This window comes from Paenibacillus sp. USDA918EY (genome assembly GCF_009870825.1).
Classification (GTDB): Bacteria; Bacillota; Bacilli; order Paenibacillales; family Paenibacillaceae; genus Paenibacillus_AQ; species Paenibacillus_AQ albilobatus.
On record NZ_WTWY01000017.1, the window covers coordinates 58,860 to 71,162 of the forward strand.

Genomic DNA, 12,303 nt, shown 5'->3' on the forward strand with positions numbered 1-12,303 from the left:
CAGACCGAAGCCGAAGATCCTCCCGGAGAAGCGAAGCTGAAGCGTTAGCATTAACGTGCGTAAGCCAAGCCGGCATGCCGAACGTTATATCGGCTCCTTGCTGACGGCGATGTTCCTTGGGAACCCCGATCAGGCGAGGACTTGAGGAGTCGTTCAGGGGAGTTTTGTTTCTCCATGAGCGGAATTAGGGTGGTCACGCGAGCAGAAGCCTCGTCCCTTTTAGGGATGGGGCTTTTATTTGTGTTCTTCGAAGCTTCTTCGAGCATCTTTTTGTTTCGAATCCGCCTAAATTCTACCGAATCCCCCTAAATCCCCCTTTCCAAAGGGGGACCCCAGAGGGCGCTGCCCTCTGGACACCCGAAAGTTCGGCGTAGGGAGGGGGAGTGGCGCGCTAAAGCTGCTTTTGGAGTTGTGAACGGTTCTTCCTCGACTTTCCTTCGGAATCGTCATCGGGAACCTTCCATGCGAGCTATGGGAGTGGCGCGATAAAGCAGCTTTTGGAGTTGTGAACGGTTCTTCCTCAGCTCCCTTCGGATCGCTATCGGGAACCTTTCATGCGTGCGATGGGTGTGGTGCAAGGAGTAACTTTTAGTTTTTGAAACGAGAGCGCGCATCCGTTAAGCGTGCCCCGTCTTTGCGAAAGCAAAGAACGGGGCGAAAAGCGGGTATCACATAAAAAGAATCAAAGTACGTACTCTGTGACTCGCCCGACCCATTTCGGGAGTCCAGAGGGCGGAGCCCTTGGGGTCCCCTAAAAGTTTTCCGAAGGAAAACTCGCTTCGAAAGCATCCGCTTAGAAGGGGGATTTAGGGGGATGGGAAATCTTTTGAAAGATTTTGGAGGTTGAAAATGATGCAAAAAGTCGATATCAAAGAAAAAGCGCGCACACGCGACCTGCGCGTACTAAAAAAATGGAACGAGGAAGATACCTTCCGCAGATCGATGGAAAACCGCAAAGGCAGACCGAACTACGTGTTTTACGAAGGTCCGCCTACGGCGAACGGCGCGCCGCATATCGGGCACGTTCTCGGCCGCGTCATCAAAGACTTTATCGGCCGTTACCAAACGATGAAAGGCTACCGCGTCGTCCGCAAAGCGGGCTGGGATACTCACGGCTTGCCGGTCGAGCTTGGCGTGGAAAAACAGCTGGGCATCTCCGGCAAACAAGAGATCGAAAAATACGGCGTTGAAGAATTTATTAAAAAATGTAAAGCCAGCGTATTTGAATATGAAAAACAATGGAGAGAGCTGACCGAGGCGATCGGCTACTGGACCGACCTGGATCATCCGTACATCACGCTTGAAAACAACTACATCGAAAGCGTGTGGAACATCCTCGCGACGATCCATGACAAAGGACTGCTGTACCGCGGCCATCGCGTTAGCCCGTATTGCCCTTGCTGCCAAACGACGCTCAGCTCCCACGAAGTGGCCCAAGGCTACGAAGACGTCAAAGACTTGAGCGCCACTGCGAAGTTCAAGCTGCATGACAGCGGCGACTACGTGCTTGCCTGGACGACGACCCCTTGGACGCTGCCGGCTCACGTTGCGCTCGCGATGAACCCGGATATGGATTATGCGCGCGTGCAAAAAAACGGCGAAGTGTACATCGTGGCCAAAAATCTGGTCGAAGACGTGATGAAAGAAGATTATCAGGTGTTGTCCACGCACAAAGGCTCCGAGTTTATCGGTAAAACCTACACGCCGCCGTTTACGTACATCCATCCGGAAAAGGGCAACCTGATCGTCGGCGCTTCGTTCGTCACGGACGCAAGCGGTACCGGTATCGTCCATATGGCGCCTGCGCACGGCGAAGACGACTACAGAACATGCCGCGAAAACGGCATCAGCTTCGTCAGCGTCGTTAACGCCCAAGGCCGCTATACCGATGAGGTTACGGATCTGGCCGGACGTTTTGTGAAGGATTGCGATTTGGACATCGTGAAGATGCTGTCGGAAAAAGGCCTTTTGTTCAGCAAGGAAAAATACGAACACAGCTATCCGTTCTGCTGGCGCTGCAAATCGCCGCTCCTGTATTACGCGATGGAAAGCTGGTTCATCGAAACGACGGCCGTCAAAGATCAGTTGATCGCCAACAACAACGGCGTGGAGTGGTTCCCGGGCCATATCCGCGAAGGCCGTTTCGGCAAATTCCTGGAAGATCTGGTGGATTGGAATATCAGCCGGAACCGTTACTGGGGTACGCCGCTGAATGTTTGGGTGTGCGACTCCTGTAAAAAAGAATACGCTCCGCACAGCTTTGCGGATTTGAGAGAACATGCGACAACGGCTCTCCCGGATGATTTTGAACTTCACAAGCCTTACGTGGACGAAGTCAAAGTCAAATGCCCGCACTGCGACGGCGGCGTGATGGAACGCACCTCCGAGGTCATCGACGTATGGTTCGACAGCGGTTCGATGCCGTTTGCGCAGCATCATTATCCGTTCGAAAACGAGAGCACCTTCGAAGAGCAGTTCCCTGCGGATATGATCTGCGAAGGGATCGACCAAACCCGCGGCTGGTTCTACAGCTTGCTGGCGGTTTCCACCCTCTTTAAGGGCGTGGCGCCTTACAAAGCGGTTATCGCGACGGGCCACATTTTGGATGAAAACGGACAAAAGATGTCCAAATCCAAAGGCAACGTCATCGATCCATGGGATATCATCAACGAATTCGGCACGGACGCGTTCCGCTGGGCATTGCTGGCCGACAGCGCGCCATGGAACAGCAAACGTTTCTCCAAAGGCATCGTTGCGGAAGCGAAATCCAAAGTCGTCGATACGCTCGTGAACACTCATTCGTTCCTGACGTTGTACGCAAACATCGACGGCTACGATCCGGCAAAGCATCCGTTCAAGCCTTCCGACAATAAACTCGACCGCTGGATTCTGTCCCGTTTGAACAGCCTGATCCAACTGGTCGACAAAGGTCTTGCGGTGAACGACTTCCTGAACTCGGCGAAAGGCATCGAAGGATTTGTCGACGAGCTGAGCAACTGGTACATCCGCCGTTCCCGCGACCGTTTCTGGGGCAGCGGGCTGACCGAAGACAAACTTGCGGCATACGGCACGCTGACGCATGTGCTGCTGACGCTGTCGAAATTGATGGCGCCATATACGCCGTTCCTGTCCGAAGACATTTACACCAACCTCGGCGGAGGCGAAAGCGTGCACTTGGCGGACTTCCCGCAGGCCGACGAATCGCTGATCGACAAAACGCTTGAAGCCGACATGGAAGCGGCGCGCCAAATCGTCGAGCTTGCGCGCAACGTGCGCAACGAAACGGGCATCAAAACCCGTCAGCCGTTGTCCGAGCTGATCGTTTCCATGGATCGTCCGTTTGACGCGGAGGGCTACCAGGAGATCATCAAAGAAGAAATCAACGTGAAGGACCTCGTGCTGGAAACAAGCGACAGCGGGTTCGTGGACTTTACGCTCAAAATGAACCTGAAGGTGGCCGGCAAAAAATACGGCAAAAACATCGGTTTCCTCCAAGGCTTCCTGAAAGGTTTGTCTCCGGAGGAAACGAGAGCGGCCGTTCAATCCGGAGGCCTCAACGTTACCTCTCCGGAAGGTGAAGAGCTGCAAATTACCGCCGACGAATTGCTCGTCGAAAAACATGCCAAGAGCGGATTCGCTTCGGCTTCCGGTTACGGCATCACGGTTGCCCTGAATACCGAGATTACGCCTGAGCTTGAGCAGGAAGGCTGGGTCAGGGAAGTGGTCCGCGCCGTTCAGGATTATCGCAAAAAGCTTGACCTGCCGATCGAAAAACGGGTAACGCTTGTTTTGGACGCGGACGAAGAGCTGACCCAAGCGATTCGGGCCTTCGACCATGTGCTCCGCGAAAACGTGCTGGTCAAAGACGTTGTGTTCGGCAAGGAAGACGGCATGGAAACCGTTGATTTGGCAGGCAAAACGCTTGGCGTGCGCATTGCAGAGTAGCTCCGAAAGACAAAAAAAGCCCAAGATAGCCTTCCCGCTTGAATGAGAGGTTGACTTTAGGCAAATAATAGCAGTCAAAGAATAAAACGAGCCTTAAGGCGCCGGACAAAAACCGGCGGCTGCGGGCTCGTTTGTTTTTCTCGCGAGATGCTTTGCAACGCTTTTACGAAGGGAAGTCATCTATGGTCAACGATCGGAAAACATGCGAATCTGCGGCGGAGAAAGAACAGCTGAGCCGGATTTATCAGCTTACGGCCCAAATTGCGGACGAGATGGAAAGATCCCGCATTGCCGACTATACTCAGCTTCTTCACAAGCCGATGCGGCTGATCTGGCTGAATTTGCTTTCCGGAACGGCGCGCGGGGTCGGGATTGCGATTGGTTTTACTTTTTTTGCCGCCACCATTATTTACGTCCTGCAGGTGCTTGGTGCGCTCAACCTGCCCATCATCGGGGATTATATCGCGGATATCGTGCGGATCGTGCAGCGGCAGATGGAACTGAAAACATATTAGACCGGCGCAAGGAAGGAAATCGGACGAAACGAAAGATCAAATGAGATAATCTTCTTCGTCCTCTTCCTCTTCAGCCAGCTGGTACATGTCGATTCCTTCGCCCATGTCCATGTATTTGCGGTATTGCTGATTTCGCACGATATCGATCAGGTTGCCGTACATGTCGGTGGCGACGAAAGCTTCCAAAGGTTCGACGCAGCCTTCAAGCTCTTCCGACGCCTCGATTTCCATCTCGTTGTAGCTGTGGATTTCATTGCCTTCGGCCATGGCCGGCGTGTTGGATGTCCCGAAATTTTCGACCGCCTGCCAGGCGTCTTCGCCGTCAAAACCGTTTTGGTCTTCGCGTTCATCCAGGCTCGTACGGCCGAACGGCGGCATCAGGAAATATTCCTCCACCGGGCGGTAGTTGGATACATGATGTTTCGGGTTATCCTCAACGCAATATTCCGCCGTCGGAACGGCTTCGAGGCGTTCGTAAGGAATCGGCTTGTTACAAACGGGACAGATGCCGTACGTTCCCTGATCCATCCGTTCGAGCGCATCGCGGATCAGCTCCATCCGGTTGTCGTCGTGGTTTTGAAGCATCAGGTCCACTTCACGGTCGTACATCTCGGTCCCCATATCTCCCGGATGGTTGTCAACGAGAGACAGTTCGCCCGATTCGTCCCGCATGGACTCGTCAAGGCCGTAGGAATCGTTTTCCTGGTCTTTATGCTGTAACGATTGCAGCTGCTCTTCCAGCAAGGAACGCAGATGCTTGAGCTGTGAATCGGTAAGATGCTGCATAAGTACGGACCCCTTTCCTTTGACGGCAGCGAAATGCCGCTTGAGACATTTCTTTCTTTTGTAGAATGCGCGGAACAAGCCGGTTTTACAGAAGGAAAATCTTCTCGGGGTTGGACGTTAATGGACGATGTCTGACGTGCTGTGCTACAATATACAGGTCTTAGTTGACATGAAACCGTCAGGGTCTGCGGACCTAATTGATAAGAACGGAGTGACTTGGCGCTGTGTGGTATTATATCCTCGCTATTATCGCATTTTTAGTGGATCAGGGGACAAAATTCATCATTGCGAAACAATTGGAGATCGGTCAGGAAATCCCGGTCATCGGAAACTTTTTTGTGATCACCTCGAGCCGCAACCGCGGGGCCGCCTTTGGCATTCTCCCGAATCAACGGTGGTTTTTTATCGTCATAACTATCGTTGTTGTGATTGCGATTATTTGGTACATGCAAAAAGTAAGAAAAACTTCTTCGCGCAAGCTGCTGCCGGCGGCGCTTAGCCTCGTGCTTGGCGGAGCGATCGGCAATTTCCTTGATCGGGCGCTGAACGGGGAGGTCGTGGACTTTTTGATGTTCAACTTCGGAAGCTACACGTTTCCGATCTTCAACATCGCCGATTCCTGCATCGTGGTAGGGGTGGCGCTGATCATTTTGGATTCACTGATTGATTTGAACAAAACACCAAAAGAAGAAGGCAGCGGGGAAGGGAATGAAATCGTGTGAATGAAGCCGATATCCGGGAATGGGTGATCGACGGGGCGTATGCCAAAGAACGGATCGATAAATACATCACGGAATCCTGGGAGGAGGACGTATCCAGATCCCAGGTACAGCTGTGGATCGGTTCGGGACATGTCAAAGTGAACGGCCAACCCGTCAAAGCCAATTACAAGCTGGCCGAAGGGGATGTCCTTGAGGTCACCGTGCCGGAGCCCGCGGTCGTGGAAATTGTGCCGGAGGATATCCCGCTCGACGTAGCTTATGAAGACAGTGACTTGATCGTGGTGAACAAACCGCGGGGGATGGTCGTGCATCCGGCTCCCGGACATGCCTCCGGGACGCTTGTCAATGCGCTGATGTATCACTGCAAGGACCTGTCGGGCATTAACGGGGAGCTGCGGCCGGGGATCGTTCACCGGATCGACAAAGACACCTCGGGCTTGCTGATGGCAGCCAAAAACGATAAGGCGCATGCTTCGCTTGCCGCCCAGTTAAAGGAGCATAGCGTGACGCGCAAATATGTCGCCCTCGTCCACGGCAACGTAAGCCACGACCAGGGAACCGTCGATGCGCCGATCGGCCGGGATCCGCTGGACCGCAAAATGTTTACGGTGACCGAAAAAAACAGCAAACATGCGGTTACGCATTTTGCCGTGCTGGAGCGGTTCGGGGATTACACGCTGCTCGAGCTGCAGCTCGAAACAGGCCGAACCCACCAAATCCGCGTCCATATGAAATTTATCGGCCATCCGCTTGTGGGGGATCCGGTATACGGGCGCAGCAAAGGCATCAAAATGGACGGGCAGGCGCTGCATGCAAAAGTGCTTGGTTTTGTTCATCCGTCGAGCGGGGAATATTTGGAATTCACCGCGGAGATCCCGCCGGACATGGAACAACTGCTCTTCAACCTGCGCAGCCGATGAAAGTACAAATGATACGATGATTAGTCCATGGCATTCAGCCATGGATTCCTTCATATTTAGGGATAGAATTTTGCCTAAATAGGAGATGAAATGGTACATGAGCATCGAACGATACCAAAATACGTATATTCAGCACAATTTTGCGGACCGGATTGGCGGATCCAATTACGGTAAAGATACAGCGATTTACAAGTTTGAAAAAATTAAACGCGCCAAAGCCCAAGCGAAAAAGGATTTTCCGGATGTCGAACTGATCGACCTGGGCGTAGGCGAACCGGATGAAATGGCGGATGCCGGCATCGTCGCGAAGCTTGCCGAAGAAGCGGCCAAGCCTGAAAACCGCGGTTACGCGGACAACGGCATCCCTGAATTCAAGGTTGCTGCCGCCCATTACTTGAAAGAAGTGTTTAACGTCGACGGCATCGACCCTGAAACCGAAGTCCTGCATTCGATCGGTTCCAAACCGGCGCTGGCCATGCTGCCTTCGTGTTTTATCAACCCGGGCGACGTTACGATCATGACGGTGCCGGGATATCCGGTGATGGGCACGCACACCAAATACCTGGGCGGGGAAGTTTACAACGTCGAATTGAAAAAAGAAAACAACTTCCTGCCCGATTTGAATGCCATTCCCGAAGAGATCGCCAAACGCGCCAAACTGTTTTACCTGAACTATCCGAACAACCCGACGGGGGCCAGCGCGACCGCGGAGTTTTTCGGCGAAGTCGTGGAATGGGCGAAGAAGCATAACGTCGTCATCGTGCATGACGCGCCGTATGCCGCGCTTACTTATGACGGCTTGAAGCCGCTCAGCTTTTTGTCCGTTCCGGGGGCGAAAGACGTCGGCGTCGAGCTTCACTCTTTGTCCAAGTCCTATAACATGACCGGCTGGCGGATCGGTTTTATCGCCGGCAACCCGCTTGTCGTCAAAGCGTTCGGCGACGTGAAGGACAACAATGATTCGGGACAATTCATCGCGATCCAAAAAGCGGCGGCTTACGGCTTGTACCATCCGGAAATCACCGAAAAAATCGCGGCCAAATATTCCCGCCGGCACGACATGCTGGTCGCCGCGCTGAACGAGCTCGGCTTCAAGGCCGAAAAACCGAAAGGCTCCTTCTTCCTGTACGTGGAAGCGCCGAAAGGAATTAAAGGCGGCATCCGCTTCGAATCCGGCGAAGATTTCTCCCAATACCTGATACGCGAAAAACTCATCTCCAGCGTGCCTTGGGATGATGCCGGACATTTCGTCCGTTTCTCCGTCACGTTTATCGCAAACGGCGAAGAAGACGAAAAACGGGTCATCGGCGAAATCAAACGGCGTCTGAGCGACGTGGAATTCGAGTTTTAACAGCATAGTCATGAACGTTCAACGGGCAGCCTGGCGGCTGTCCTTTTGTGTTCTCAGCGATTTTGAACGGCAATGAATTGCGGCTCCGGGTTATTTTTGCTATACTTTTCGCATCGATGATGATAGGGGGTTTTATCGTTGGCAATACTGAATTGCTCATTTGCTAGGAAGTCCTCATGCAAAGCCTGATTTCGGGGCGATACTTTGCGTGAGGTGCGATGGAATGGATTCAATCGCCCAAACTTCATTTTATCGTTTCTAATAAAGGCTTTGCACCTTATTGAATTTCAAAATAAATAAGGGGCTGAAAAGCAATGAGTACACCATTTATTAGAAACCACCAGTATAACGTAATTAAAAAACAGTCGGAATTCCTTCTGAGAACGCTGCGAACCGTTGCGGACCGAAGCGTTTTGGAAACCGTAAGGTACCGTGCGGCAATGACGGTTACGGAAGCATTTTCTTCCCTGACGGTGGATCAGCGGAAAATGCTGGAACGAATATCGACCTTCGAAACGGCACCCGATTTTGAAAGACATCTCACTGAATTGGAAGCATTTCTGGAGCCGTATCCGCCGATTACGCAGAAACAGATTGAGAAGTTATTCCCTAAAAATAAAAAATTGAAAGTGCCTGATCTGCAGTCCATCGATTTTCGATTTATGACGTATCTGGGCTGGGTGGACGTCGCCACGAGCCGGCTGTTCATCGTATATCCGTACGAAGGGCAGTTTATCGGCATCGAGGGAAGATTGATGCCGACCAACAAGAAGGGCTACTGCATGTTCTGCAACCGGCACCAGGAACTTGCATTTTTCTCGGTCAAGACCAAAAGCGCCGTGCCGGATAATTTTTCTTCCGTCGGCCAATACGTTTGCGTCGATAGCCATGCTTGCAATCAGAGCATTACAGATACAGCGTCACTTGAGAAGTTCATTCTCTCTGTTCGCAAATAAAGTTATTGCGGGAAAGGCTGCCCCTAGGGGCAGCCTTTCTTTTTTGGTTTAAGATATAAGAGAAAGTATAAGTTTCGGAGCGAAGGCTTCCTTATATCTCAAGAAAAATTCCGCTAAACGCGGTCTGCCTTCTGTGAAAGTACGTCGATAGACGTTTTTCTTCTGGCATTAAATGACTTGGTGAAGGCCGATGGCGATCAGGATCGCCCCCGCAATCCAGCTGGCGCTTCTGCCGAGGCGTTCACCGGCAATTTTGCGGCCGGCCATCGAACAGACGCCGATGCAGATCAAGCTGAACAAACCGGAAAAAATGGAGGTTTCCCAAATGTTGATGTTCGTAATTCCGGCATCGAACCCCCCGGCCAAATTATTGATCGACAGCGCGATGCCAAGAATGACGGATTCCTTGAAATCGACGGTTTTGGATTGATTGAAATCGGCCGCTTCCGGGTTTTTCAAAATTTCCTTGATGAGCCCCGGGGGCGTCTCCTTTTTCGGCTTTTTCCGCTCCAAAAACGGCTGCAGCATCACCCACAGACCGATCGCGACCAAAATGACCATCCCGATGATGTTGCATATTTCCGGGGGAATCCACAAGGCGATCACTTGCCCGGACAAACCTCCGATAAGCGTAAGCAGAAAACCCATAAAGGCAATGACCGCGCTCGCATAAAAAGGAATTTTGATGTTCCTTACCCCGTAAGCGGCCCCGACGCCGGCATTGTCCAGATTGGACGCCAGCGCGATTGAAACGGACGATAACCATGGTGCAATCATAATCTAAGCACTCCCCTGCATGAATGATGTTTCGAGATTTTGCCGAATCCTCATCGTATCTTATTAAAACCGGCAACAAAAAGTGCCCGTTCGGATCATATAATGTTGAAGAAATCGCAACAAAACGTTGAGGCGAAAAAAAAGGCCGAAAGAGGCGGTGAAACGATGGCTACCGGACATGAAGGCAAACAGGAGGAAAACCGGCTTGGCGAGCTGATCAAAACATCGTTGCGCGCCAAATCGTTGTCGATGCGGAAGCTCGGCGGAATGACAGGCTTGGACGCGGCTTCCATCTCGCGGATCGTCAACGGAAAGCAGCAGCCCAAGCTGGAGCATCTGCATCTGTTCGCGCAGCATTTAGAGATTCCGATTCAGGAGCTTTTGTCCGCCGCAGGTTTTGAAGCCAAGGAAACGAAGGACGACATCAGCGAATTAAGGAATGCGCTAAAAGGCAGCGGCATTCATGTAGAAAACATGGCCGACCAAATCCGCAAGGAATTGCATAAATATGAGGCGTATGCACAAACCGAGGAAGGGCGGGAGCTCATCGAAAGCTCATTTTTGCCCAAACTGGAGCAGCTTCGGAGCAGAGGGTATTACATCGACCAATTGAAGGATTTATACGGCGAATACGGATCGGGACGGCTGCCGGAACCCGAGCGTCACGTCATCGGCAGCGCCTTGCTTTATTTCGTCCTGTCGACGGACATTATTCCGGATTTCAGCTTTCCTTTCGGTTACATCGATGACGCGATCGCCGTCGGGATCGTGATGGAGCGGCTTAAGGCGATGCGAAGACCATCGTGATTTTTGCCGGCAAAAATGGTAAAGTGTTAGGTATGGAAAAGGAAATGGCAAATGTTTAAAAAGCAATGGAGCTGATCAACTTGCTGAACCTGCTGAATTTGATGAACCGAATGAACTGGTCCCGTTACGAAAAACATTTATCCGAGCTTCGGAAAAGATTGTTTTGGATACTGGCCGTTTTTGTGGCGTCGATGATTGCCGCCATGTTTTTCGCCGGGGATGTGCTGCATTTTCTGAAAAGCAGGCCTCCGGCTTCGCTTGTCGTATGGAACGCGTTTAGTCCGTTTGACGGCATCCGGATCTATATGTATCTCTCCGCGGCGCTGTCGCTGATCGTGGCCGTTCCGTTCACGCTGTTCCAGATCTGGGGGTTCGTGAAAAAAGGGCTGCGCAAGGATGAGCGCAGGGCGGCGTTAAAATATATCCCGGCCGCTTTTGTCCTTATCATCGTCGGGTTTGCGTTTGCTTATTTCGTCGTGTTTCCGATGGCGTTCCGGTTTACGACGGACACGACCAAAAACCTGGGACTCGTCGAAACCTACGGCATCGCGCAATATTTTTCTTTTTTGACGAACATCGTTGCGCCGGTCTCTTTGGCGTTCGAGCTGCCGGTGGTCGCGATGTTTTTGACGAGGCTTCGCATTCTGACGCCGGCCAAGCTGGCGAAAATCCGCAAAGTCGCCTACATGGTGCTTGTATTTATCGCGTGCATGATTTCACCGCCCGAGTTTTTTTCGCATATTTCCGTCTCGCTGCCGTTTATCGTGTTATACGAAATCAGCGTGTTTATGTCCCGGGTAGTGTACCGCAAGCAGCAGCGGCTCGACGGCAACTATGAGGACCGGATGAATTACGGGACGGTTTCTTGATCGGACAAGTGTGATCCGCTATGCATCGAGCGATCTCGTTACAGAATTAAAGGGGGTTTCAACCAAATGCTAAGCGATATCGGTTTGCCCGGATTCATTTTGCTGGCGCTGCTGGCCCTGCTTTTGTTCGGGCCGAACAAGCTCCCGGGACTGGGGCGTTCCGCGGGAAAGGCGCTGCGTGAAGTGAAAAGGGAAATGAACGAAATATTCGGGGATTCCCGGCCGGCGCCGCGGAAAACCGCGGAAGCGCCGAAAACGGACGAACCTCAGGCGGCACCCGTTCAGCCTGATCCCCGGCAGTCCCGCAATCTTCCGGAATAAATTTCCATGACGCGGCGGCGAATCGCCTGTTGACATGACGAAGCCCGTCTGTCATAATTCTTGTAGCTGAATGAAATGAAATGAATCTGAAGCAAGTCGCTTCAGTTCAATCCATCTGAATAAGACCTTTAAATCAGTCCCGTGAGGCTGGCAAGGTAACGTGAACCGAGGTTCACTTTCGCGGCATGCGCATGCCTTTTTAGCGCGGTCTCGTAAGGGTGCCTTGTGTCCGAATGTCCAAGAGACTTTAACTCCTTGCCAAGAGCGGCAAGGAGTTTTTTGCATGTTCACGGGCGATAATGTAGTCAATATCCCTTAACAAAAAGGAGTGTAG

Annotated in this window: 11 protein-coding genes; 9 read left to right on the plus strand and 2 right to left on the minus strand. The window is 52.1% G+C overall.

Translation table 11 applies throughout. The features are described 5' to 3' along the window. Positions 1-852 precede the first annotated feature (852 nt). Together ileS and GQY55_RS25150 are read left to right on the plus strand one after the other, a co-directional pair. Positions 853-3,945, plus strand: a complete 3,093-nt coding sequence (gene ileS, locus GQY55_RS25145; protein ID WP_160044750.1) for an isoleucine--tRNA ligase — start codon at positions 853-855, stop codon at positions 3,943-3,945. A gap of 182 nt (positions 3,946-4,127) precedes the next feature. Next, a complete protein-coding gene (locus GQY55_RS25150) occupies positions 4,128-4,460 on the plus strand; it encodes a DUF5665 domain-containing protein (protein WP_160044669.1) in 333 nt (110 codons plus the stop codon). A 36-nt stretch (positions 4,461-4,496) separates the two neighbouring features. On the opposite strand, the gene GQY55_RS25155 is transcribed toward GQY55_RS25150, so the two are convergent. After that, the gene (locus GQY55_RS25155; RefSeq protein WP_160044670.1) at positions 4,497-5,246 is read right to left on the minus strand and encodes a TraR/DksA C4-type zinc finger protein; all 750 of its coding nucleotides are present in this window, start codon (positions 5,244-5,246) and stop codon (positions 4,497-4,499) included. Positions 5,247-5,470: 224 nt separating this feature from the next. On the opposite strand from GQY55_RS25155, the gene lspA reads away from it, so the two are divergent. From lspA to GQY55_RS25175, 4 genes are all read left to right on the plus strand, one after another. Next, the gene (gene lspA, locus GQY55_RS25160) at positions 5,471-5,968 is read left to right on the plus strand and encodes a signal peptidase II (RefSeq protein ID WP_160044671.1); all 498 of its coding nucleotides are present in this window, start codon (positions 5,471-5,473) and stop codon (positions 5,966-5,968) included. Next, the gene (locus tag GQY55_RS25165) at positions 5,965-6,888 is read left to right on the plus strand and encodes an RluA family pseudouridine synthase (protein ID WP_160044672.1); all 924 of its coding nucleotides are present in this window, start codon (positions 5,965-5,967) and stop codon (positions 6,886-6,888) included. The genes lspA and GQY55_RS25165 overlap by 4 nt, the downstream gene beginning before the upstream one ends. 97 nt (positions 6,889-6,985) lie before the next feature. Continuing rightward, the gene (locus tag GQY55_RS25170) at positions 6,986-8,239 is read left to right on the plus strand and encodes an LL-diaminopimelate aminotransferase (RefSeq protein ID WP_160044673.1); all 1,254 of its coding nucleotides are present in this window, start codon (positions 6,986-6,988) and stop codon (positions 8,237-8,239) included. A gap of 314 nt (positions 8,240-8,553) precedes the next feature. Beyond that, the gene (locus GQY55_RS25175) at positions 8,554-9,195 is read left to right on the plus strand and encodes a FusB/FusC family EF-G-binding protein (RefSeq protein ID WP_160044674.1); all 642 of its coding nucleotides are present in this window, start codon (positions 8,554-8,556) and stop codon (positions 9,193-9,195) included. A 168-nt stretch (positions 9,196-9,363) separates the two neighbouring features. Here GQY55_RS25175 and ytaF read toward each other — a convergent pair whose 3' ends face one another. Continuing rightward, complete coding sequence (ytaF, locus tag GQY55_RS25180) at positions 9,364-9,972, minus strand: sporulation membrane protein YtaF (protein WP_160044675.1); 609 nt, start codon at positions 9,970-9,972, stop codon at positions 9,364-9,366. 165 nt (positions 9,973-10,137) lie between these two features. Between ytaF and GQY55_RS25185 the strand changes: the two genes are divergently transcribed. From GQY55_RS25185 to GQY55_RS25195, 3 genes are all read left to right on the plus strand, one after another. Beyond that, complete coding sequence (locus GQY55_RS25185; RefSeq protein ID WP_160044676.1) at positions 10,138-10,779, plus strand: DUF1232 domain-containing protein; 642 nt, start codon at positions 10,138-10,140, stop codon at positions 10,777-10,779. A gap of 65 nt (positions 10,780-10,844) precedes the next feature. Next, positions 10,845-11,648: a twin-arginine translocase subunit TatC gene (gene tatC, locus GQY55_RS25190; RefSeq protein WP_236575848.1), complete on the plus strand. Its 804-nt coding sequence runs from the start codon at positions 10,845-10,847 to the stop codon at positions 11,646-11,648. A 66-nt stretch (positions 11,649-11,714) separates the two neighbouring features. Then, the gene (locus GQY55_RS25195; RefSeq protein ID WP_160044677.1) at positions 11,715-11,969 is read left to right on the plus strand and encodes a twin-arginine translocase TatA/TatE family subunit; all 255 of its coding nucleotides are present in this window, start codon (positions 11,715-11,717) and stop codon (positions 11,967-11,969) included. Positions 11,970-12,303 lie beyond the last annotated feature (334 nt).